The organism is Phocaeicola sartorii JCM 17136 = DSM 21941 (assembly GCF_054653615.1).
Genome location: NZ_BAAIFW010000005.1, coordinates 3,207,338 through 3,231,820 on the forward strand (window position 1 = coordinate 3,207,338; position 24,483 = coordinate 3,231,820).

21 protein-coding genes are annotated in these 24,483 nt (G+C 44.8%); 7 read left to right on the forward strand and 14 right to left on the reverse strand.

All coding sequences use genetic code 11. The features are described from left to right. Positions 1–147 precede the first annotated feature (147 nt). Together ansB and ACYQ0C_RS13700 are read right to left on the reverse strand one after the other, a co-directional pair. On the reverse strand, positions 148–1,206 hold the full coding sequence (gene ansB / locus ACYQ0C_RS13695; protein ID WP_016276041.1) for an L-asparaginase 2: 1,059 nt from the start codon (positions 1,204–1,206) through the stop codon (positions 148–150). Between the two features lie 195 nt (positions 1,207–1,401). Beyond that, the gene (locus tag ACYQ0C_RS13700; protein ID WP_016276040.1) at positions 1,402–2,700 is read right to left on the reverse strand and encodes an anaerobic C4-dicarboxylate transporter family protein; all 1,299 of its coding nucleotides are present in this window, start codon (positions 2,698–2,700) and stop codon (positions 1,402–1,404) included. A 250-nt stretch (positions 2,701–2,950) separates the two neighbouring features. Here ACYQ0C_RS13700 and ACYQ0C_RS13705 point away from each other — a divergent pair, with 250 nt between their 5' ends. Next, on the forward strand, positions 2,951–3,904 hold the full coding sequence (locus tag ACYQ0C_RS13705) for an NAD(P)H-dependent flavin oxidoreductase (protein ID WP_175271263.1): 954 nt from the start codon (positions 2,951–2,953) through the stop codon (positions 3,902–3,904). A 218-nt stretch (positions 3,905–4,122) separates the two neighbouring features. Here ACYQ0C_RS13705 and ACYQ0C_RS13710 read toward each other — a convergent pair whose 3' ends face one another. From ACYQ0C_RS13710 to ACYQ0C_RS13720, 3 genes are all read right to left on the reverse strand, one after another. Beyond that, the gene (locus tag ACYQ0C_RS13710; RefSeq protein WP_016276038.1) at positions 4,123–5,556 is read right to left on the reverse strand and encodes a sodium:solute symporter family protein; all 1,434 of its coding nucleotides are present in this window, start codon (positions 5,554–5,556) and stop codon (positions 4,123–4,125) included. A 13-nt stretch (positions 5,557–5,569) separates the two neighbouring features. After that, positions 5,570–6,502 carry a dihydrodipicolinate synthase family protein gene (locus ACYQ0C_RS13715; RefSeq protein ID WP_016276037.1) on the reverse strand — a complete coding sequence of 311 codons (933 nt, stop codon included), beginning with the start codon at positions 6,500–6,502 and terminating at the stop codon, positions 5,570–5,572. A 161-nt stretch (positions 6,503–6,663) separates the two neighbouring features. Beyond that, positions 6,664–8,112, reverse strand: coding sequence for an ATP-binding cassette domain-containing protein (locus tag ACYQ0C_RS13720; RefSeq protein WP_016276036.1), 1,449 nt, complete (start codon positions 8,110–8,112; stop codon positions 6,664–6,666). 372 nt (positions 8,113–8,484) lie between these two features. On the opposite strand from ACYQ0C_RS13720, the gene dapF reads away from it, so the two are divergent. The 6 genes from dapF to ACYQ0C_RS13750 all read left to right on the forward strand — a co-directional run bounded on the left by dapF (position 8,485) and on the right by ACYQ0C_RS13750 (position 15,615). Further along, positions 8,485–9,327: a diaminopimelate epimerase gene (gene dapF, locus ACYQ0C_RS13725; protein WP_016276035.1), complete on the forward strand. Its 843-nt coding sequence runs from the start codon at positions 8,485–8,487 to the stop codon at positions 9,325–9,327. Between the two features lie 46 nt (positions 9,328–9,373). Next, positions 9,374–10,603 carry an LL-diaminopimelate aminotransferase gene (locus ACYQ0C_RS13730; RefSeq protein WP_016276034.1) on the forward strand — a complete coding sequence of 410 codons (1,230 nt, stop codon included), beginning with the start codon at positions 9,374–9,376 and terminating at the stop codon, positions 10,601–10,603. A 98-nt stretch (positions 10,604–10,701) separates the two neighbouring features. Next, positions 10,702–11,427 (forward strand): hypothetical protein, encoded by a 726-nt coding sequence (locus tag ACYQ0C_RS13735; protein WP_016276033.1) that lies wholly within the window; start codon positions 10,702–10,704, stop codon positions 11,425–11,427. Positions 11,428–11,523: 96 nt separating this feature from the next. Continuing rightward, positions 11,524–11,880 (forward strand): P-II family nitrogen regulator, encoded by a 357-nt coding sequence (locus ACYQ0C_RS13740; protein WP_007838317.1) that lies wholly within the window; start codon positions 11,524–11,526, stop codon positions 11,878–11,880. A gap of 70 nt (positions 11,881–11,950) precedes the next feature. Continuing rightward, positions 11,951–13,348 carry an ammonium transporter gene (locus ACYQ0C_RS13745; RefSeq protein ID WP_016276032.1) on the forward strand — a complete coding sequence of 466 codons (1,398 nt, stop codon included), beginning with the start codon at positions 11,951–11,953 and terminating at the stop codon, positions 13,346–13,348. 77 nt (positions 13,349–13,425) lie between these two features. Further along, the gene (locus ACYQ0C_RS13750) at positions 13,426–15,615 is read left to right on the forward strand and encodes a glutamine synthetase III family protein (protein ID WP_016276031.1); all 2,190 of its coding nucleotides are present in this window, start codon (positions 13,426–13,428) and stop codon (positions 15,613–15,615) included. A 116-nt stretch (positions 15,616–15,731) separates the two neighbouring features. Here ACYQ0C_RS13750 and bioD read toward each other — a convergent pair whose 3' ends face one another. From bioD to ACYQ0C_RS13795, 9 genes are all read right to left on the reverse strand, one after another. Beyond that, the gene (bioD, locus tag ACYQ0C_RS13755; RefSeq protein ID WP_016276030.1) at positions 15,732–16,376 is read right to left on the reverse strand and encodes a dethiobiotin synthase; all 645 of its coding nucleotides are present in this window, start codon (positions 16,374–16,376) and stop codon (positions 15,732–15,734) included. 14 nt (positions 16,377–16,390) lie between these two features. Continuing rightward, the gene (bioC, locus tag ACYQ0C_RS13760; protein ID WP_016276029.1) at positions 16,391–17,146 is read right to left on the reverse strand and encodes a malonyl-ACP O-methyltransferase BioC; all 756 of its coding nucleotides are present in this window, start codon (positions 17,144–17,146) and stop codon (positions 16,391–16,393) included. Between the two features lie 11 nt (positions 17,147–17,157). Further along, positions 17,158–17,811 carry a DUF452 family protein gene (locus ACYQ0C_RS13765; RefSeq protein WP_016276028.1) on the reverse strand — a complete coding sequence of 218 codons (654 nt, stop codon included), beginning with the start codon at positions 17,809–17,811 and terminating at the stop codon, positions 17,158–17,160. Beyond that, positions 17,808–18,959, reverse strand: a complete 1,152-nt coding sequence (locus ACYQ0C_RS13770; protein WP_025076619.1) for an 8-amino-7-oxononanoate synthase — start codon at positions 18,957–18,959, stop codon at positions 17,808–17,810. The genes ACYQ0C_RS13765 and ACYQ0C_RS13770 overlap by 4 nt, the downstream gene beginning before the upstream one ends. Before the next feature lie 27 nt (positions 18,960–18,986). Continuing rightward, positions 18,987–20,258: an adenosylmethionine--8-amino-7-oxononanoate transaminase gene (bioA, locus tag ACYQ0C_RS13775; RefSeq protein WP_016276026.1), complete on the reverse strand. Its 1,272-nt coding sequence runs from the start codon at positions 20,256–20,258 to the stop codon at positions 18,987–18,989. A 38-nt stretch (positions 20,259–20,296) separates the two neighbouring features. Then, positions 20,297–21,256, reverse strand: coding sequence for a biotin synthase BioB (gene bioB, locus ACYQ0C_RS13780; RefSeq protein ID WP_016276025.1), 960 nt, complete (start codon positions 21,254–21,256; stop codon positions 20,297–20,299). Beyond that, positions 21,253–21,633: a hypothetical protein gene (locus ACYQ0C_RS13785; RefSeq protein ID WP_016276024.1), complete on the reverse strand. Its 381-nt coding sequence runs from the start codon at positions 21,631–21,633 to the stop codon at positions 21,253–21,255. Before ACYQ0C_RS13785 ends, bioB begins: the two co-directional genes overlap by 4 nt. A gap of 150 nt (positions 21,634–21,783) precedes the next feature. Then, positions 21,784–23,196, reverse strand: coding sequence for a glycoside hydrolase family 57 protein (locus ACYQ0C_RS13790; RefSeq protein WP_016276023.1), 1,413 nt, complete (start codon positions 23,194–23,196; stop codon positions 21,784–21,786). An 18-nt stretch (positions 23,197–23,214) separates the two neighbouring features. After that, a complete protein-coding gene (locus tag ACYQ0C_RS13795) occupies positions 23,215–24,480 on the reverse strand; it encodes a glycosyltransferase (RefSeq protein WP_007838297.1) in 1,266 nt (421 codons plus the stop codon). Between the last annotated feature and the right edge of the window lie 3 nt (positions 24,481–24,483).

Consider the following 24,483-nt stretch of genomic DNA (forward strand, 5'->3'; position numbering starts at 1 on the left):
CCACTTGAATAATGGGGATACGTTCTCAGTGAGATGAAGAATCCGGCTACATCTGTTTTTTGTCTACAGATTCTCCATTGCATTCAGAAGAATAGCACTACAAAAGGATAGCAAAAAATAGTTTCCGGACAAGCCGGGAAGGCTTGGTTAGTACACGTTGAAGTATTCCTGAATCTCCTTCCAGTCTTTTGTTTTAGTCAACGCCAGCATCAACAACACACGTGCTTTCTGAGGATTCAAGTCCTGTGAAGCCACGAATTGGTATTTATTATCATCCACCTCGGCATCCAATGTGGTAGGTCCGGTAGGGACACGACTGGAACGCACGACCAAAATACCTTGCTGACGAGCCTTTTCCAACATCGGGAACAAATTCTGATGAATGTTACCATTCCCCACACCGGCATGAATAATACCCTGGTAACCATTGCTCAGGAAAGGAGTCATGACATCGGCCTCCACATTGGAATAACTGTAAACGATACCTACTTTCGGTAACTTGTCAAGGTGAGTCACATCAAAATCGGAACCGGTGGTATGGCGCTTCAAAGATTCCATATTATAGAAAACCTTACCATTCAACACATATCCCAGCGCACCGGAGTTAGGAGACTGGAAAGTCTGTACATCCACCGTATTGGTCTTCATGGCTCCGTGAGCTCCCAAAATCAAACCATTCATGGCTATTACAACGCCTTTGCCCCGTGATTCCTTGGCAGCGGCAGTAACCACTGCATTATACAGGTTCAACGGTCCGTCCGCACTCATGGCCGTAGAGGGACGCATGGCTCCTACCAATACAACGGGTTTGTCACTTTTCACAGTCAGGTTCAAAAAGAAGGCAGTCTCTTCCATCGTGTCAGTCCCGTGGGTAATTACAATACCGTCCACATCTCCACGGCTGAAAAGCTCGTTAATACGCTTGGCCAACGTCAGCCATACGGCATCATTCATGTCCTGGGAACCGATCTTTACAATCTGCTCTCCTGTCACATTGGCTATCTTGTTCACTTCGGGAACCGCTTCCAGCAACGTACTGATAGCCACCTGTCCGGCAGTATAATTTGTTTTAGTAGCCGAAGCTCCTGTTCCGGCAATAGTACCTCCTGTAGCCAATATATGGATATTGGGCTTTTGGGCGACAACGGTCAATGCGGTACATACCAGCATTGCCGCCATAAGGCTGAGTTTTCTTAATCCGTTCATAATCTTTTCAAGTTTAGGTTTTATTATAATAATAGTTATTGAGATATTTTGTTCACAGACAAAAGGGGAAAATGATTCACTGAAGATATATATGTGTACGGTGAATCATTATAAATGTTATAGGTGGAAGATCTGTCATGTTACCAATGAAAGATTACTAATCTTCATGCTTGACCGCACCTACCCTTCTCCTTTCTAGAACACCTGTATCAACAGCAGACCCACCACAATAGAAACAATGGTAGCCACCAGCCCGGGCATCATGAACGAGTGATTCAGAATCCATTTTCCAATACCCGTTGTTCCTGTACGGTCAAAGTTTATAGCTGCCACCACCGTAGGGTAATTAGGAATAAAGAAATATCCGTTGACGGCAGGAAACAAAGCAACCAGCATCATCGGAGAAATACCCAGTGCTATTCCTAATGGTACAATGGCACGCACCGTAGCCGCCTGGCTATAAAGCAAAATAGACATGACAAACAATGCCAGCCCGAACAACCAGGGCATCTGGCGCACAATCCCCTCAATAGAGCCTGTCAGTTCCGTAATGTTTCCATTGATGAAGGTATCTCCCATCCATGCAATACCAAAAATAGCGATGACCGCCTGCATTCCGGCTGGAAACACACTGCCTTGTGTCGCTTTGATTCCATCGGTACGCGAAATGAGGAGAATGACAGCCGCCGCACACAACATCAAAATCTCAATAATAGCAGGCATATCCAAAGCCGTACCATTAAACACAGGACGCATGGCAGGAATAGAACCGAACAACACGATCAACAGCGTAGCGGCAATAAAGATGATCACCGAGATACGGGCGTGAAACATATTCTTCACATCGTTCAGCTCCACATGTTTTGTATCAATCATTCCGGCTTCCAAGCGGCGCAGGTATTCGGGGTCTTCCAATAACTCTTTACCCACCTTCTTTGAAAGGAAAGCCCCCACCAGCACACCGATTAACGTAGCGGGAATGGTAATCTTCAGAATATCAAACAGAGTGATGTCAAATCCTGTCAGCAATCCTAGCAACGCTACGGTAGCTGCAGAGATAGGACTGGCGGTAATAGCCTGCTGAGAGGCGATAACAGCAATGCCTAAAGGACGTTCAGGACGGATTTTGGTTTCCGTAGCCACCTCGGCAATGACAGGAAGTACAGAGTAAGCCACATGCCCCGTACCTGCGACAAAAGTAAACAGATAAGTAACCAATGGGCTCAGGATAGTCACTTGTGAAGGGTTACGACGCAACAACCGTTCTGCTAATTTCACCATATAGTCCAGTCCGCCGGCAGCCTGCATACAAGAAGCGGCAGAGATAACGGCAACAATCATCAACATCACATCAATAGGGGGAGCGGTAGGTTGAAGTCCGAAAACAAAGGTCAATATGGCAAGGCCCACACCTCCCATCACTCCCAGTCCGATACCTCCCAGACGGGCACCTACAATAATAGCGACAAGTACAAATAGCAGTTGTAATAACATGGTTTTTATCTATTTATAAATATACAATTTTAATTCCGAGAACAAAGATAGACCATTTCTGTTCTACAAACCTTAAAATTTCTAAGAATTTTTCCTTTTTTCACTACTTTCTCCCTAAAACATTCAATAAAAGTTCGTTGTTTTGTATAATATGCTGATATGCTAATTTGCCAATATGCTAATTAGCTGCGCTATATGCCACACGGTTATCAACACATCAGCAAACTGACAAATTATTAAATGATGATATATGAACAGAATTTGCAACCTTTTTGGAATAAAGTATCCCATCATACAGGGAGGAATGGTATGGTGTAGCGGTTGGCGGTTGGCATCCGCAGTAAGTAACGCCGGAGGACTGGGACTGATAGGAGCCGGCTCCATGCATCCCGAGACCTTGTGCGAGCACATACGGAAATGTAAAGCGGCGACAGACCAACCTTTCGGAGTAAACATTCCGCTGATGTACCCCGAAATAAACACCCTTATCAATATGGTCATAGAAGAAGGGGTGAAAATAGTGTTCACCTCTGCCGGAAATCCAAAGATCTGGACAGAACATCTGCATGAGCACGGCATCCTTGTGGCCCATGTAGTGGCAAGCACCAAGTTTGCCGCCAAATGTGAAGAAGCAGGCGTAGACGCCATCGTAGCCGAAGGATTCGAGGCAGGAGGGCATAACGGACGGGAGGAAACAACCACCTTATGTCTCATTCCGGCCGTCAGACGGATCACCACTGTGCCGTTGATGGCTGCCGGAGGTATCGGCTCGGGAGAAAGTATACTAGCCGCTATGACATTGGGGGCCGACGGGGTGCAGATAGGCACACGCTTTGCATTAACCGAAGAGAGTTCCGCTCATTTCACATTCAAAGACCGTTGTCTGCGATTGAACGAAGGAGATACCCAACTGACATTGAAACAGCTATCTCCTGTCCGGCTGGTTAAGAATGATTTCTTCAAACAAGTGGAAGAAGCGGAAGCCCGTGGCGCAACAACGGATGAACTACGCGCTTTGTTGGGAAAAGGACGTGCCAAAAAGGGAATCTTTGAAGGAGATTTATTCGATGGGGAACTGGAAATAGGACAAGTCGCATCCTGCATACATAAGTTACAGACGGTGAACGAAGTGATGAAAGAACTGGTGGAAGATTTCAATACAGCATTAAACAGGGTCAATGAACTGAACAGATTTATCAGCTAAAGCGGACTATAAAACGATGAATAAGCCGGAACGTTAATCAAAACCAAGATGAGCATTCTAAAAATTACAACTTGTAACCGACAAATACAGAAAAGCCGTATCATTATTCAAAAGTGATACGGCCTTCTTATTGTCGATGAAGAGTTTCAAATTTCAGATAAAAAGTTCTTTTCTATAAAGTTGAGTTTTGACATTCATCATGCATAAAATAAGTTATTCTACTTACATCTTCTCTTATTAAACAAATTAGCACTCAGGAATCCCACCAAGAATATCAGCAACGTCCCGAACACGATAGCCAGATTGGCATGTACAAACGGTGATATCACAATCCAGCAAACCAGAATCACTCCACATACCACTCCCAGCACCGCATCAAATTTACGTGCCTTCCTCGAAATATATCCCAGCAGAAACAATCCCAACATGCCCCCGCTGAAGATAGACGCCAACGCCCACCAGGCATCCAGCGCACTTTGCACGCTCATAAAGGCAAAAGCCACCAGAATCCCTGCCACTCCCACTCCAACGCTAGAGAGTTTCAGCACCAACATCCGTTCCATGTTTCCGGCATGTTTGCGGAAATGCTGATAATAATCCGTCAGAATGATGGTAGACGAACTGGTGACACTGGTCGCAATGGTACTCATGCCCGCAGCAAAGATAGAGGCTATCAGCAGACCTGTCAACCCCACCGGCAACTCATTGACTATAAAAAATGGGAAAACATAATCCGCTCCCACTCCATCAGGCAAGACACCCGGATGCACTTTATAGAACGCATACAGTCCCGTCCCTATCATAAAGAAAACGGCCGAGACGGGAATAAACAAATACCCTCCGAACAGAGCCGAGAACTTGGCTTCTTTCTCACTCTTGGCCGTATGATAACGTTGCACATAACTCTGGTCTATCCCATAGTTCTGCAAATTGGTAAATACACCATAAATCAGACACACCCAGAAAGTAGACTCACTCAGACTGCTTCCAAAACTTCCCATGCTGAATTTGCCATCCTCCATGGCGATGGAGAAAGTCTGCGCCGGGCCTCCGGGCATATCAAAAAGCAAAATGAACATACATACCAACGCACCGCCAATCAGAATAATTCCCTGTATGGCCTCTGTCCAAATGACAGCCTTCATGCCACCCAACATGGAATAAAGCACAATAGCCACACTGGTTACAATTATAATGGTCTGGATATGCCATCCCAACAATACATTCATGGGCAATGCCAACAAATACAGAATAGACCCGGTACGTGCTATCTGAGTGAGCAAATAACAGGACGAAGCATATATACGTGCCCAAGGACCGAAGCGGTTTTCCAAAAAGCTATAAGCCGATATGCTGTCCTGGCTCCGGTAAAAAGGTACAAAGTAACGAGCCGCAAAATAAGAAGCGATAGGAATAGAAAGACTGAATACAAACGCATTCCAATCTCCCGAAAAGGCCTTTCCCGGATATCCCAGATAACTGATACTGCTGACATACGTGGCGAAGATGGACATCCCCACCACCCAGCCGGGCAAACTTCTTCCGGCAGAAGTGAACTCCTCGGAAGTGCCTTTCTTTTTAAAGAAAGAACAACCGAAAGCCACAACTCCGCCGGTAAACAGCAAAAAGATGATTATATCAATGATATGCATACAGCTCAGGCATTTAAGGTTTCAACTCCGGACAAAAAGGGAGTGCCTCCAACGCCTTACGTATCTTCTCCCGTTCCGGAGTATTGAAACGATGGAAAGGAGCCGCAACAAAATCATTACAAACACCCAATAAAGACAAAGCACACTTCAATCCTTTCAAATAACTGGAGCCATGCTGTCCCACGGTATAAATACTGCTGCTGATCTGCATCACCAAAGGTTGCAAGCGGCTTACGGTTTCCATATCACGCGTCACCGCAGCATGATAAAGATCTACATATAATTCCGGAAACATATTGGCACCTCCGTTGATTCCCCCATGTCCACCCAGCAACACACACTCTGCCGTAATTTCCTCCGGTCCCACCAACATGGCAAAGTCCGGCCGTTCCTTCATGGCATACATCACAGACTGGAAATAAACGGCATTAGCCGAACTGTCCTTGAATCCCACCACCTGAGGATTACGGGCTATGCGCTGAATGGTAGCCGGAGCAAAATTCACTTTCGTATGCGACGGCATATTATATAAGAAGATAGGCAACGGCAACTGAGGAATCAAGTCCTCATAAAATTCGGCCAGTTCGGGCTGTCCCGGAGCAAAGTAGTAAGGGGGAGCGGAAACTACAGCCGAAGCACCACACTCGGCCCCCACACGTGCCAGATGGATACTTTCTACAATTGATGTATCGGAAATACAAACCAGCACCGGAAGTCTTCCGGCATTGATACGGCAAGTTTCCTTTATCATTTCATGGCGGAGCCGGTAACTGATGCTCTGCGCCTCTCCGGTGGTACCCAGTATGAATAGTCCGTGCACTCCTCCTTTTATCAATCGTTCTATCAGTCTTTCCAAACCGGCAATATCCAGTTTGTCATTGTCCAGCAACGGAGTTACCAAAGGAGGAATAATGCCTGTCATAGGCATCTTTAATGTGTTTTCCATGATTCGTTTTCTTTTAAAGGTTTTAATACTATATTTATAAAACGAACAGTTGAATTATTTGTACTCAGTCCGGTCCCCCACTTGTCCGGAAAGCGGAAGGGCACTATCATTTAACCTGCCAACTTCCGCCTGTCCGGAACGTACCTTTTGAAAAAGATCTTTTAGTTCCGCTTCAAGAAAAGAGAATCAGTTATAGATACGGGCAGCTCTTCCTGATAATGTGTCACCATAATCATGGTCTTGTCCTTACGACGGCAAAAAGCTTCTATCACATCTTTCACCAAACGGCGGTTGTACAAGTCCAACCCATGCAAAGGCTCATCCAAAATAAGCAGCTCAGGATCTTTCACAAAAGCACGCGCCAACAACACCAGACGCTGCTCGCCACTGGACAACTGCAAGAAATTCCGGTCTTTCAAATCTGCAATGCCAAAAATATCCATCCACCATTCACAAGCCGCCATCTGTTCGGGACGCGGACGTTTGTATAACCCCACAGAATCATGTAACCCGCTTGCCACAATATCTATGGCAGGAAGGTTCTTCAGATAAGCGCGATGCATCTCAGGACTGACATATCCTATATGCTTCTTTATCTCCCAAATACTTTCTCCGGAACCGCGTTTCCTGCCGAACAAGGTAATATCACAAGCATAACTCTGCGGATTATCCGCACAGACCAGGCTCAGCAACGTGGACTTTCCCGAACCGTTCTCTCCACTCAACGCCCATTTCTCGCCGCACTTTACTGTCCAGTCCAAGTCTTTCAAGATGGTACGTTCGCCATAACGAATGCTTACCTTGTTCAAATCCACCACGTGCTCGGTGTGATACAAGTCACTGTTATAAGGCAAATTCAAGATCCGTGCCTCCTTTTCTTCGGAAAGCATCCGTTCCGGCACCGGCTTACGGACGGCCAGATACTCCTGCAAAGTTACTTTTTTACCACATATCCTGTCCTCCACAGGAATAACATGAGTGATAAAGGACGGAATATCATCGGACTTAGACAAGATAAGGATTACCTGCAAATGGGTCACTTTAGTCAGTTCGCCCAACAAGACATGAAGCAGATCCCGTGTCTTCGCATCCAGTCCGATAAAAGGATTATCCATAATCAGCACACGCGGATTGCTCAGCAAAGTCTTTGTCAGTTGAAACTTACGCAGCTCACCGCTGGAAAGCAGAATAATATGTTTATCCAGCATACTTTCCATACCAAACAGCTCATACAAAGCCTTTTTCAGGACTGAGTCGGCCGCTTCGGGCAATAAATCACGTACCAGTGGGGTTTCATCCAAATCATGGGCGTTCCACCGTTGTTGATAATAATAATTTCCATCGGCATCTCCGTATGAATCACGAAAAGCGATATATTTTATATTCTCGTATGCCATCTTAGAGGAAGAGGGAGAAAAATCATACTTCACCTCGTTCATCAACAACGGCCACCGGCCTGTAATCGTATCTATCAATATACTTTTTCCTGCCCCGTTTCTTCCCACAACAGCTATATGTTCTCCGGTGGCAAGCGTCATATTCACCGGTTCCTTCATCCGGTACTGTGGATGGCGGGTCACACCATCCTCTATCGCAATAATATTCTGCATTACTAATCTCGTTTTTATCCAACAGGGTACAAAGTTAACAAAATAATATGGGAACACGATAATAGATTGTCATTTTGTTATTCCAATCCTTTACCTTATTATTTATAACACTAACCATACAGCACTGAATAACCAACAGAAATTATATGTTTCATAACAGAGTATGAAACCCACAAATTACAATTAAGAAGAATACAGCCCGACTTTTATTTCAGTTTGAAAGAAAATACATAAAACCACTTTCTATTTATCATCAAAATGAAAAACAAATAAGAATAGAGACAGCATCCTTATCTACACAAGATCAAAAAGATATATATTTGCATCAAATTAGAACAAAAGGAAATAACAACAGAAAAAGTTATAGACAAAATGGCAACAACAATCAAGTTCACGAAGATGCAGGGAGCAGGCAATGACTATATATATATAAACACCCTAGAGTATCCCATAGCAGATCCCGTAAAAACCTCCATCAAATGGAGCTCTTATCACACGGGAATCGGTTCCGACGGACTGGTATTGATTGGAAAATCAGCCCTAGCGGATTTCAGTATGCGCATATTCAATGCAGATGGTTCTGAAGCCATGATGTGCGGCAACGCTTCCAGATGTATAGGAAAGTATGTATATGACAACAAATTGACTCAAAAAGAAGTCATCACGCTGGAAACGCTCTCAGGAATCAAGATTCTGAAACTACATACGGAGAACGGTCTGGTAGAAGAAGTTACAGTAGACATGGATCTTCCCCTACTTGCCAACTCCAGCCAAATAAATACTCCGGACGGCAAAATGTTGGCAAAAACAATCACTGTAGACGGAAAAGAATACAAAGGAACATTTGTTTGTATGGGAAATCCGCATTTAGTGATTTTCATAGATGATATAAAAGATGTAAATTTGCCGGCAATAGGTCCGAAACTGGAGAATCATCCGCTTTTTCCCGAACGAACCAATGTGGAATTCGCAGAAGTATTGCCGGACGGTTCCTTAAGAATGAGAGTTTGGGAAAGAGGCTCGGGCATCACTATGGCATGCGGAACAGGGGCTTGTGCCACCGCCGTAGCCGCATACCTGAACCACAAAACCGGAAGAAAATCACGGGTAAGGATGGATGGTGGTGATTTACAGATCCATTGGAACGAAAAAGACGGGCACGTGTACATGACAGGTCCCGTAGTAAAAGTTTTCGATGGTGAGATAGAAATTTAACAGAAATAAAATATCAGTAAAGACAAACTATAAAACAACAGCAATTATGGCATTAGTAAACGAACATTTTTTAAAACTGCCCAACAATTATCTGTTTTCGGACATTGCCAAGAAAGTAAATGCGTTCAAGGTCTCCCATCCCCAAAAAGACCTTATCCGTCTGGGCATCGGAGACGTGACACAGCCGTTGCCCCGGGCGTCCATAGAAGCCATGCACAAGGCGGTGGACGAACTAGCAAGCAAGGACACCTTCCGCGGATACGGTCCCGAGCAAGGATATGATTTTCTAATCGAGGCTATCCTGAAAAACGATTATGCCTCACGCGGAGTACATTTGGAATCCAGCGAGATATTTGTCAGCGACGGAGCCAAAAGCGATACGGGAAATATCGGGGATATCCTCCGCCACGATAACAGCATCGGCGTGACAGACCCTATTTATCCGGTATATATCGACTCTAACGTCATGTGCGGACGGGCAGGAGTGCTGGAAGACGGAAAATGGAGTAATGTGGTCTATCTGCCCTGCCTGAACGAAAACAATTTCATTCCCGCCATCCCCGACCGTAGAATAGACATTTTATATCTGTGCTACCCCAACAACCCCACCGGTACGGTTATCAGTAAAGCAGAATTAAAAAAATGGGTGAATTATGCACTAGAGAACGACACGCTGATTCTTTATGACGCTGCCTACGAAGCCTATATTCAAGACCCCGAAATCCCCCACTCCATCTACGAGATAAAGGGAGCCAAGAAGGTAGCCATAGAGTTCCGCAGCTTCTCTAAAACCGCCGGATTTACCGGAGTGCGTTGCGGATATACCGTAGTGCCCAAGGAACTGACCGCCGCCACACTGGAAGGGGAACGCATCCCGCTGAACCGGTTGTGGAACCGCCGCCAATGCACCAAGTTCAACGGAACCTCGTACATCACCCAACGCGGTGCGGAGGCCATTTACAGCCCTGAAGGTAAAGAACAGATAAAAGCCACTATCAATTATTATATGACTAATGCCCGTATCATGAAAGAAGGGCTGGAAAGCACCGGACTAAAAGTATTCGGTGGTGAGAACGCACCTTATTTATGGGTGAAGACTCCCCGAGGAATCGGTTCGTGGAAGTTCTTTGAACAAATGCTGTACGAAGCCAATGTGGTAGGTACTCCCGGAGTAGGATTCGGTCCCAGCGGAGAAGGTTACATACGACTGACCGCCTTCGGTGAACGCGCAGACTGTGAAGAGGCGATGAAGCGAATCAGAAGATGGATACTATAAGTAGCATTTATCACACAACAAGCACAATCCATTATAAAAAAACGAATACATACGAGATACAACAAACTCACTATTATGAATTAAAAAGGTAAAAAGCAATGAAAAAGAGTTTTAAAAAAGCAACATTTCTGTCGGCTCTGGCAATAGTCGTTCCGGCAATGAGTATGGCTCAGGATAAAGTGGAAGCCAGCGTAGGAGCCGACCTCGTAAGCGGATACATCTGGCGGGGTCAGGACTTGGGCGGAGTCAGCATCCAGCCCACGTTGTCAGTTTCTTACAAAGGGTTCTCATTGTCTGCATGGGGGACAGCAGGTATCGAAAAGGAAGATACAAAAGAGATTGACCTTACATTAGGCTACACCACAGGAGGGTTCAGTATCTCCGTCACAGATTACTGGTTCAATGGAGGACCGGGGTATTTCCATTACGGTTCACACAACACCAACCATACCTTCGAGGCACAGATAGGCTATGACTTCGGACCGCTGGCCTTGAACTGGTATACCAACTTCGCCGGAACCGACGGAGTGAATAATGAAAGAGACAGAGCCTATTCTTCCTACATCTCGGCTACCGTACCTTTCACACTGGCAGGACTGGAATGGACAGCAGAAATAGGGGCGACTCCGTGGGCGACAGACTTTTACAACTATTCCGAAGACCCTGTATGCAACGGTTCCAACGGCTTCGCTGTATGCGATATCAGCCTAGGAGCCACCAAGGAGATAAAAATCACCGATTCATTCTCCATACCGGCTTTTGCAAAAGTCACTGTAAACCCACGCACTGAAGGAGCTTATTTCGTTTTCGGGCTAAGTTTTTAATTATAAAGGCCATAACATATATACAAGGATAGCAATAAGGTACTAGTTTTTTAGAAGGTAAAAAGATTACATTATATACAAAATACAAATACAACAATGAAGAAAATTGAAGCTATTATCCGTAAAACCAAATTCGAGGACGTAAAAGAAGCGTTGCTCGAAGCCGAGATCGAATGGTTCTCCTATTACGACGTAAGAGGCATTGGCAAAACACGTCAAGGACGCATTTACCGTGGAGTGGTTTATGACACCAGTTCCATTGAGAGAATCCTGGTCTCCATTGTAGTCCGCGAAAAGAATGTGGACAAAACCATTCATGCCATTCTCAAGGCTGCCCATACCGGCGAGATCGGTGACGGTCGTATCTTCGTCATACCCGTTGAGGATGCCATCCGCATCCGTACAGGAGAACGTGGAGATATCGCCTTATACAACGCGGAACAAGAGAAATAACTCATTACGCCCTTCGGGCAGAGGTACTCCACAAAATTAAAATAATATTACAACTTAAGCGAAAAAGATTATGGATACAACTGATAGAAAAGGTATGGACAAACTATACCTGAAAGGAATCTTTATACTTTTATTTCTGTTTCCAGTCAGCCTTTGGGCACAAGACACACTATCGGAAGCTCCCGTCAGAGCCATGGACACAGAAGCCATCAATGAAATTGCAACGGGTCTGAATACTGTATGGATGCTACTGGCAGCCATGCTGGTATTCTTCATGCAACCGGGATTCGCTTTGGTGGAAGCTGGATTTATCCGCACCAAGAACACCGCCAACGTACTGATGAAGAATCTGATTGACTTTATGTTCGGCTCCCTCCTCTTCTGGTTCATCGGTTTCGGATTGATGTTCGGTGTGGGAGGTTTCGTAGGTACGCCACATTTCTTCAACCTTGACATAATGGACAAAGTCATTGACAACGAACTACCCATTGAAGGGTTTCTGATCTTCCAAACCGTATTCTGTGCCACTGCGGCAACCATCGTATCAGGAGCTATGGCAGAACGTACTAAATTCTCCATGTACTTAGTATACACCATCTTCATCAGCGTACTGATTTATCCGGTATCAGGACACTGGACGTGGGGTGGCGGATGGCTGATGAATGGTGAAGAAAATTCTTTTATGACAAACATATTCGGAACCACCTTCCATGACTTCGCCGGTTCCACTGTCGTTCACTCAGTAGGCGGGTGGATTGCTCTGGTAGGTGCTGCCGTTCTAGGACCGCGTATCGGTAAATATGGTAAAGATGGCAGGTCTAAGGCCATCCCAGGACATAGCCTGACACTAGCTTGCCTGGGTGTATTCATTCTTTGGTTCGGTTGGTTTGGTTTCAACCCAGGTTCCCAACTGGCAGCAGCTACCGGTACTGATCAGACTGTTATCTCTCACGTATTCCTGACCACTAACCTGGCAGCATGCGCCGGTGGCTTCTTCGCTTTAACAGCAAGCTGGATAAAATATGGAAAACCTTCTTTGTCATTAACATTAAACGGTGTATTGGCAGGACTGGTCGGAGTCACTGCCGGATGCGATCTCGTTTCCCCCTTTGGAGCTGTCATGATCGGTGCCATCTGCGGCATAGTCATGATTTTCTCGGTAGACTTCATTGACCACGTATTAAAAATAGACGATCCGGTCGGGGCCTCCTCTGTACATGGTGTTTGTGGTTGCCTCGGTACCATTCTTACCGGACTTTTCGCCACAGAGGAAGGACTGTTCTATGGTGGCGGTTACAACTTCCTGCTAGCACAGCTGTTCGGTACAGTAGTAGTAGGTTGCTGGGCAGCAGGTATGGGATACCTCATCTTCAAAGGATTGGACAAAATTCATGGTTTGCGCGTCCCGAACAGAATTGAAGAAGAAGGACTCGACATTTATGAACATGGCGAATCTGCATACAACTAAAAGTCATTTTGAATCAAAATAATAAAGAGAAAATCATTCACTCTAAATAAATTAACAACTAAACAAATTTAGGTATTATGTCAAAATTAAGATTCCGAGTAGTGGAAACAGCTTTCAAGAAGAAAGCAACAGCAGTGGAAACACCTGCCCAAAGGCCCGGTGAATACTTTGCCAAGTATGTATTCAACCGTGAAAAAATGTTCAAATACCTGCCTGGCAATGTCTATGCCAAACTGACGGATGCTATGGACAATGGCGCTCCTTTGGACCGCAGCATCGCCGACGAAGTAGCCGCAGGCATGAAACGCTGGGCAACCGAACTGGGAGTGACCCACTATACCCACTGGTTCCAGCCGCTGACCGAAGGAACCGCCGAAAAACATGACGCGTTTGTAGAACACGATGGCAAGGGTGGGATGATGGAAGAATTCTCCGGCAAACTACTTGTACAGCAGGAACCCGATGCTTCCAGTTTCCCTAATGGCGGCATCCGCAATACCTTCGAGGCACGTGGCTACAGTGCATGGGACCCCTCCTCCCCCGTATTCGTAGTGGACGATACCCTGTGCATCCCCACTGTATTTATCGCCTACACCGGCGAGTCCCTCGACTACAAAGCTCCTCTGTTGAAAGCGTTAAGTGCTGTAAATAAAGCAGCAGTGGATGTGTGCCATTATTTTAATCCCGAAGTAAAGAAAGTAATGGCCTATCTGGGATGGGAACAGGAATACTTTCTAGTAGACGAAGGCCTGTACGCCGCACGCCCCGACCTATTACTGACCGGACGTACCCTGATGGGACACGAAGCCAGCAAAAACCAACAGTTGGAAGACCATTACTTCGGAGCCATCCCTACCCGTGTGGCAGCTTTCATGAAAGACCTGGAAATCCAAGCATTGGAGCTGGGCATTCCCGTAAAGACCCGCCACAACGAAGTAGCTCCCAACCAATTCGAACTGGCTCCCATCTTCGAGGAATGTAATCTGGCCGTAGACCACAATATGCTCATCATGTCACTGATGCGCAAAGTAGCCCGTAGTCACGGGTTCCGTCTGCTGCTACACGAAAAGCCATTCAAGGGAGTTAACGGATCAGGCAAGCACAACAACTGGTCATTAGGTACAGATACCGGTATCCTACTAATGGCTCCCGGAAAGACAGCCGAGGACAACCTGCGTTTCATTACTTTTGTCGTCAATACCCTGATGGCAGTTTACCACCACAATGGATTGCTGAAGGCCTCCATCATGAGTGCCACCAATGCACATCGTCTGGGAGCCAACGAGGCACCTCCCGCCATCATCTCTTCTTTTTTGGGCAAACAGCTGACACAAGTGCTGGATCACATGGAAGAAAGTGCGAATGATGACCTTATTTCGCTGGCAGGCAAACAGGGGATGAAGCTGGATATCCCTCAGATTCCCGAATTGCTGATTGATAACACAGACCGCAACCGCACCTCTCCTTTCGCCTTTACAGGCAATCGCTTTGAATTCCGTGCAGTAGGTTCGGAAGCCAACTGTGCCAGCGCCATGATTGCACTGAACACGGCAGTGGCGCACCAGTTGACAAGATTCAAAAAAGACGTGGATGCATTGATTGAAAAGGGAGAGCCGAAAATCTCCGCCATCGTGGAAATCATCCGCCAATACATCAAGGAATGCAGACCTATCCGGTTCGATGGTAACGGCTACTCAGACGAATGGAAAGCTGAAGCTGCCAAACGCGGTCTGGACTGCGAAACCAGTTGTCCGCTGATATTCGACAATTACCTGAAACCCGAAAGCATCGCCATGTTCGAAGCAACAGGCGTCATGACGCGCAAAGAGCTGGAAGCCCGCAACGAAGTGAAGTGGGAAATGTACACAAAAAAAATCCAGATCGAGGCTCGTGTTCTCGGCGACCTGGCTATGAATCACATTATTCCCGTGGCCACCGAATACCAGAGCAAATTGATTGACAATGTATATAAAATGAAAGAATTATTCCCAGCAGAAAAAGCGTCCCGACTATCTGCAGAGAATATGAAACTTATTGAAGAGATTGCAGAACGTACCATCTTCATCACCGAGCATGTGGAAGCCATGGTGGAGGCACGTAAGGTGGCTAACAAGATAGAAAGTGAACGGGAGAAAGCAATCGCCTATCATGACACGATTGCTCCCATGCTGGAAGAGATACGTTATCACATTGACAAGCTGGAACTGATTGTCGATAATCAGATGTGGACATTACCTAAATACAGAGAATTGCTTTTTATTAGATAATTGCCCGAAATTATCTATTTCTTTTGTTGGTTGTTTTAAGTTTGCATGACAGGCTTTGTTGCGAAACAAGGCCTGTCTTTTTATCAGGTAGACACATCATAAACAAGAAAGATGAATTACAAGCAAGGCACCTTCACAAATGCCGTATCCGGGAAATGCTTCTCTATATAACGACAAATATAAGCCTCTGTATCTGACTGAATGATTTTATCTTCTCCTTCGGGAAACAGATTGTACATCACTGTATGAAGCTTTATCCCTCTCCGCTCTATAGCCTCAAAACTCAATAATGTATGGTTGATACTTCCCAATCGTCCCGAAGTAACAAAAACTAAGGGGTAACCCGATTCCTGAATATAGTCTATAGTCAGGTTCTCCTCTGTCAACGGCACCATCAGCCCCCCGGCTCCTTCTACTAAAACAGCATCATAGCGCTCACTCAACACCTCCGTGGCATGCTTTATTTTATCAAAATCAATGGCACGGTTATCTATTCGTGAAGCCAAATGGGGAGAAGCCGGATAAGAAAATATTTCAGGTTTGGTAAGTCCCTGCTCATCCTCAGGCAAATACTCCGTCTCCATCAGACGACGATGCAACTCAATATCCTCCGAATAACCTTCCGGATTTCCTGTCTGTATGAATTTTTGAGTAATAGTACGACATCCTTGTTTGTTCCAAAGATGTGCCAGATAGGCCGTAGCATAACTTTTCCCTATATTTGTATCAATACCACTTACGAAAAATACATTCTGTTTCATGATTCTTTTTATTTCTATTGTCTTTTCTTTGCTATAATATAAATAGGATGATAAGTCAAAGTCACCGAATGACCATCACTGAACAAACGGGCATACTTGTCACAGAAGTCCTGCAAATCCCTTTTAGTCCACGCTTGTTGCCTGACAGCAGCCACCCCGGTGTGTTTCAAGTGATAAAGCACTTCAAGCGGAGTGCCAAAAGTCAGACAGATACGTTCCTCATGAGTCTTCACGATCTCATAGTGTATGCGCAACGCTTCTTCTAATTCCTCTAAAGAACGATAGTGAAGACCACTGCCGGTGACCGATGCAACTTCTTTCAGATTATCCCTGCCGAACGTAGTAAAAGCAAAATATCCTTTCTGCTTCAACAAAGTATTACAACGTTCAAAAAACAGCTCGGGAGAAACAAACCACTGTAATGCCGAGCATGATACAATTAAATCCTGTCCTTTTGGAAAAGGAAGGGACTCGGCATCCCCTGCTAGAAAGGTAGTCCGCCCGTTTCCCAACAAATCGGTGAAACAAGTACTCATTTCCTGACAAATATCATTCAACACCAGTTTTTCAGGATGGAGGGTTTCCATTAGCCTGCGGGTAAGAAAGCCCGTCCCGCTACCAATTTCCAATATTTGGCCGCACGGACGGGGCAAATAATGATTTAGCATATCACTCATGCGGTATGCAATCTGCTTTTGTGCCAACGCTTCACGGTTATAACTCTCTACAGCGCGGGAAAAGCGACGGGTTATCAATTGCTTATTAATCATACGTTTTCATTTTAAATGACAGACGGACATAACAAATCTCTCATTATTTCTTCTGAATAATGAGGAATATCATACTCTGCCACTTCCGTCCCGGTCCATGCATTTTTTTGGTTGACCGCCGTAAAAATCAAATCATTCTTGCCTATAACAGCCCGTTCCCATGCAAAACTGGGAACAGCACAAGATTTTACCTGTTCTCCAATCCTCCGAAGCTCTTCTTGCAGTTCCTCTACCGCACGTTGCGGACGTTTCGACAAGAATGTTTCCAAATTCTCCTTTTTCAAACACATCCTGCGGATAAACTTTTCCAGTGTAACCTCATTCAAGCCTTCCAGGGTTCCTTCAAAAACTTGCTGCGGAATACCTTTCAAATCATCGACAGGAGTTACCGTGCCATTCAAAGCAACACTCTCACAAATGGGCAAGTCCATATCCTGCAATACCATAGACGCGACCCATACTCCCATAGACCAGGCTAGCAGACGAATCTCCTGATAACCCTGCAACAGCGTGAAATCAAAATCCAGCGAACGATAATCATAACAAACCAACAGATCGCTATTTTCGGGGCAATAATCCATGAAAGGACATTCATCCATTCCCCAACCGGCAAAAAAAAGTGTCAATCGGGGAAGATGCTTTTGCTGTATAAAATAATGTTTCATATCAATTCTATCAGGCTTTTTATTTCTTCTTCAGTAATATCCGCTGTCAACGAAAAACGGATACGCGATGTTCCTTCAGGCACAGTAGGAGGACGCACCGGCAACGCATAAAAACCTTTACGCTGCAAGAAATCGGCCTTTAACACCGTATCACCGCTATCGCCTATCGTCATTGGCAGAATATGGCTGGTAGAAGGACAAGCGTATCCTTTCTTTACCAACGTGTCTTTCAAAAGAGAGGATATTTTTTTCAACCTTTCCCTCCGGAAACTGAAACTGTCCAAATGCTCCAAGATAAAGAATGTCCATAGCAAATTGACAGGAGGAAGAGCCGTTGTAAATATGAATGTACGCATTTTATTGACCAAATAATCACGGATGGTCTTCGAACAAACAATATATCCTCCTACCGAGGCTAACGCTTTACCAAAAGTTCCACATAAGAAGTCGATGTCAGCCACACAATCCTGTTCTTCCGCACACCCCAAGCCATGCATTCCCCGCACCCCTACAGCATGCGCTTCATCCACATATAGCAATACATTATCATATTGTTGCTTCAAAGTGACCAAACGGCGAAGATCGGCCTCATCACCGTCCATACTGAAAATACTTTCGGTTACAATAATTATTCTATCATACCCGGCATGATTGGAAGCCAGCAACTGTTCCAATTGGTCGTATCGGTTATGCCGGTACCGGATACACTTGGCCGCCGATAAACGAATGCCGTCAATAATGCTGGCATGTACCAGTTTATCGGCAAGAATCAATGTACGAACATCGCTCACTGCAGGAAGAATACCGGCATTCATGTGATAACCACTATTAAAAACCAACGCGCTTTCCTTCCGAAACAGTCGGGCAAGCAAATCCTCTATCTGAACATAGATATCAAAATTTCCTGTCAGCAGGCGAGAGGATGAAGAGGAAGGAAGAAAGGTATCGGGAGTAAGACTTTGCAAAAATTCCGTACGTAATGGCAGGTAAGCAGCCAATCCCAGATAATCGTTGGATGAAAGGTTAAGCATCACTTTTCCATTCACCTCCACCTCTCTTCCCAAATGGCGGATAACAGGCAGCCTGCGAAGATTACTTTTATTTTCAAGCAGGGCTAATTCCCTTTCCCAGTCTGTTAATGAATTCATTTTTTCTATTTTTCCCAATACTATCACTTATTCTTTTAATTCTCCTACTATCTTTACCAGTGAATGCGTCAATTTGCTCAATTCTTCCGGCTGAATTATAAAAGGCGGCATGATATACACCAGTTTTCCAAAAGGACGTACCCATACTCCTTCTTCGACAAAACGACGTTGCATAAAAGCCATATCTACCGGTTTCTTCACTTCAATAACCCCGATAGCTCCCAATACACGCACATCAGCCACCTGCGGCAATAAAGCAGCGGGGGCCAGCTCCCTCTTCAACTGTGATTCAATAGCCTTTACCTTTTCCTCCCAACTATATGAAAGCAACAATTCCACGGATGCTTTCGCTACGGCACAAGCCAACGGATTTCCCATAAAAGTAGGGCCGTGCATAAAGACTCCCGGATAACCGCCGGAAATGGTATCAGCCACATCATCACTGGCAAGGACAGCAGAGAAAGTCATGTATCCACCGGTCAGTGCCTTACCTATGCACATGATATCGGGCTGGACACCCGCATGCTCCCAAGCAAACAGTTTCCCCGTTCTTCCGAAACCTGTCGCTATCTCATCAAAGATTAACAACAGCCGATATTGCCTGCAAAGTTTCTCTGCCTGACGTAAAAACTCAGGATGATAAAAACGCATTCCGCCCGCCCCTTGTACAATAGGTTCCAGAATCAATGCGGCCATTTTTTCATGATGCTGTTCCAATATTTCCTTCAAGGGTTCTATATCCTCTTCATACCAGATTCCGCCAAAGCGCGACCGGGGAGCAGGAACAAAATAACGCACAGGCAATGTAGGGCCAAAAATATGATGCATACCGGTCACCGGATCACAAACAGACATGGCATTCCACGTATCTCCATGATATCCGGACTGAATAGTTACAAAATTATTTTTCTTTTCCTTCCCTTGCGCATACCAATATTGCACGGCCATTTTCAGTGCCACTTCTACCGCAACCGAACCGGAGTCAGCATAAAATATTTTCTGCATACGGGGAGGAACAATCTTCAGCAACAACCTGCCTAATTCGATGGCCGGATCGTGTGTCAATCCGCCGAACATGACATGGCTCATACGGTCTATCTGTTTCTTGAGCGCTTGGTTCAATACCGGATGATTGTATCCATGTACCATGCACCACCACGAAGACATCCCTTCTATCAAACATCTTCCGTCCTCCAATTCTATATATACTCCATCCGCCCGTCTTACTTTATAAGTGGGTAGCGGATGAGTAGTCGATGTATAAGGATGCCATAAATGCTCCCTGTCAAAATTTTCCATATATTACTTCCTTATTGTTATAATAACTTTATAATGTGTCAAAGCGAATACCCGACCTCTTCTATCAATATTTTATCTTCTGATACTTTGGAACCTAATGTAGTCAGCAAATCTCCCACAATGGCAGAATTAATACCGATATACAATGCTTTCTTTACAGCTTCCACACTCATCTGTGAACGCCCTCCGGCAAAACGAAGAAAGGCTGTGGGATTGATAAAACGAAATAAAGCGATGGTTGTCAGAATCTCCGCCTCTGCAAGACGATCCATTTTTTCCAATGGAGTGCCGGGTATAGGCTGCAACAGGTTTATAGGAATAGACTGTACTTCCAATTCCCTCAGTGTAAAAGCAAACTCAATACGCTGTTCCATTGTTTCGCCCATGCCGATGATTCCTCCGCTGCATACATCCATCCCCACCCGGCGTGCTGCCTGCAACGTTTCTATTTTCTGTTCTTGTGTATGAGTAGAACATAGAGATGAAAAATAAGAGGGAGCCGTTTCCAGATTACAATGATAACGGGTGATACCTGCCTTAAACAGCCGTCCCAATTCCGCCTCATCCAGCAATCCTAAAGAAGCGCATAACCGAATATGCGAATGCGCACAAATATACTCTGTTGTCTCACATAGCCGGTCCATGTTACAGCTACCCGGTTTCCTGCCACTGGTCACCAAAGAAAAACGGGATACTCCCTGCGCTTCGTTATACAAAGCATGGCGCAGACATTCTTCCTTCCCAACCAAATCATAAACATTCGTTTTTGTTTTATAATGTGCAGACTGTGCACACCATTTACAATTCTCAGGACATTTACCGGATTTAGCATTGATGATGGAACACATATCGAATTTCCGGGAAGCCAGAACCCGTGTTATCTCATGAGCCGCATCATACAAGTCCTGTTTCTCTGCCTTGCAGGACAGCCAACGGGCTTCTTCTACGGTAATCTTCTCACCGCCCAACACTTTGTTTCTTATTTCATTCAGCATCATATACAGTTCATATTAAGACAAAAAAAGCCGAAAAGATGCATGGCACATCTTTCCGGCAAACAATATTTATTTAAATAAAAAAGACAAATCACATCAGCCACCTGGGGTTGAGGCAGTTGGATCCGAAGCATTTGCAGCATAGATTCAACAGGGACCATTCCTTCTTCATATTCCTCTCCAGCATCCTCTTTCCGTGCGGAAGAGCAAACAGAGAATGCCGTGCAAACATTTGCCTGTTTACCCAACGATACATCGGCAATCTCCTTTTTCAGATTACCAATAGTTACACATTTGCCCAAGCTATAAAACATAGCGTACTTCTTCCGGCTCCAATAGCGGAAACGTATCGTATGTTTATTTTGGCACAATTGTTTCATGTTTTTTCGTATCTGAGATTGGCAAAGGTAAATAAAATATTCAATGCGGCAAACTTTTATATAGAAAAACACCGTTCCGCCTCTTCCAACCTTAAAACCAGTTTTCCGAAAGCACAACGGTGAATTCTTAAGTCCTTTATACTATTTCTGTTATTCTTCTTTCTTCGAAGCAGCTTTCTTGGCAACCGGCTTCTTTGCCACTGGTTTCTTTGCCGCCACAGGTTTCTTGGCAGCAGGTTCTTTCTTTACGGCAGGAGCCTTCTTACCTTCAGCTTTCTCCAGTTTAGCCTGCAATCTTTCCACTTCCTTATTCAAAGCCACCAATTCCTCGCCCTGGTTCTTAATGGTAGTAAGCAATGAATTTAATTCTTCGTTATCCATATCCACCGGATACAATGAATTCACACGACTTATAAAATCACCCAAAATATTCATGTAATTGGTGAAAGCATCATACGGAGAATCATAGATTCCACGATTCAACCAAATACCAGTATTCTTAGTGGTCATAAAGCGGAAATTATTACTTGCCTGCAAATAATCCCAATCCTGCTTAATACGACGGTCATCGCACAAATGAACACGTTCCGCCACACTATAAAGTTTATTGAAGGCCTCACGCTGCATCACATTACCTAACCACGGACTGATATCGCGTTCCTCGTCTACCCATGACATGGGATAAGGGACATCCACCTGATCCACCGATTTCAGTTTGGTAATAATGTCGGTCGGAGTAGAGAAAGTAACCCCTCTTTCTTTTGCACAGACAGGCAGCGCTTTCATAAATTCCAAAATATTGGAAGACAATGGCTGGGCGATGCCCAAAGCAGAAAGTTCCATGAATATATTGATAACTTGTTCCTCCTCCGGCAAAGCTGCGATCCAATCTATATATTTGTCGGCAAACAACGGATACTCACTCCATTCGGAATTAGAGAAACGCAGACTGATGTCATCAGACAGTTTGAAATCGCGAAGCAGTAACTTCAAGTTCGGATTCATGGCGCAATGATACAAATAGTGCGGACTCTTCCAACCCAAAATGTGTTTTGCACCTTCAGTCAACATACCTTTAAAACCCATATCAGCTACCGTAGCGCCAATCTCATTCGAATAGATCAAACTAGAGTTACGGAATACTTTCGGCTCCTTGCCAAATATTTGTTTGATCTTGGTACGCATACGTTCCACCTCTTCGCGGAAACAATCTTCATTAGCCAAAGAGGAAAGACCATGAGAATAAGGCTCGCACAAGAATTCACAACATCCGGTCTCATTCAACTGATGCAACAACTCGATCACACTGGGCGCATGTACTTCCAACTGTTCCAACGCCACACCCGAAATAGACAAAGCCACCTTAAAAGTATCACTGTAATTCTTTGCCATTTCAATCAAGGTACTCAACGCAGGAATATAGGAACGTTCGGCTATATCACTGATACTGCGTTCATTTTCATAATCATCATAATAATAATGATCACGGCCTATATCAAAACAACGATAGCGTTTCAGATGGATAATTTGATGTATTTCAAAATAAAGACATATTGTTTTCATATCCTAATTATTGTTTTATTATTTACCATAGTTTTTTAACACCTGCTCATAGAGGGCACGGATTCTCAAACCGACTTTCTCCCATGTAATACCATCCACCTCTTTCTTTCCTTCTTCCTGCAGATATTGGAAAAGGGAAGGATTCGTACAAATTGAATAGATGGCATCGGCCATTGCGTTGATATCCCAATAATCGGTCTTGATTACTTTATCCAAAATTTCACCGCAACCCGATTGTTTTGAGATGATAGAAGGAGTTCCGCACTGCATAGCCTCCAAAGGAGCGATACCAAAAGGTTCTGACACGGAAGGCATTACGAACACATCACTGTTTTTATATGCTTCATAAACCTGACGCCCACGCTGGAATCCCGGGAAGTGAAAACGGTCTGCAATACCTCGTTCCGCAGCCAGATTGATCATAGCGTCCAGCATGTCTCCTGATCCTGCCATTACAAAACGGATGTTGCGGGTACGCTTCAAGACCAATGCGGCAGCTTCCACAAAATACTCGGGTCCTTTCTGCATCGTGATACGCCCCAAGAAAGTCACCACTTTTTCTTTCGAATGATCAGGACGAGGAATGTCCAGCAAATCTTGCGAAAGCGGATAAACGGCATTGTGCATGGCAAAACATTTACGCGGATCTTGATGATATTGGTGAATAACTGTCTGTCGGGTCAGCTCGGACACACACATAATACAGTCGGCATGATCCATGCCATTCTTTTCCATAGCATATACTGTAGGATTCACCTTACCGCGCGAACGGTCAAAATCAGTAGCATGTACATGGATACACAAAGGTTTGCCACTTACCAGCTTGGCATGCACACCAGCCGGATAAGTCAGCCAGTCGTGCGCATGGATAATATCAAATTCTTGCTGGCGCGCAACCACACCGGCAATAATAGAAAAATTATTGATCTCATCATGAAGGTTTCCCGGATAACCGCCGGCAAACTCCATACACCCCAGATCATTGACGTGCATATACGAGAAATCAGAATAGATATGATCACGGAAAGCATAATACTGTTCCGGAGTCGAAGTCGAAAGGCGTGACTTTAAGTAATCATAATTCACATCACGCCACACAATGGGCACTTGGTTCATGCCTATAATGTTCAGAAACTTTTCTTCGTCACCGCAAGGTTTGGGCAAACAGAAAGTTGTTTCCATATCACCTTGCAGACTCAAACCTTTTGTTATACCGTAAGATGCTACAGCAAGGCCACCATATATTTTGGGAGGAAATTCCCATCCAAACATTAATACTTTCATACA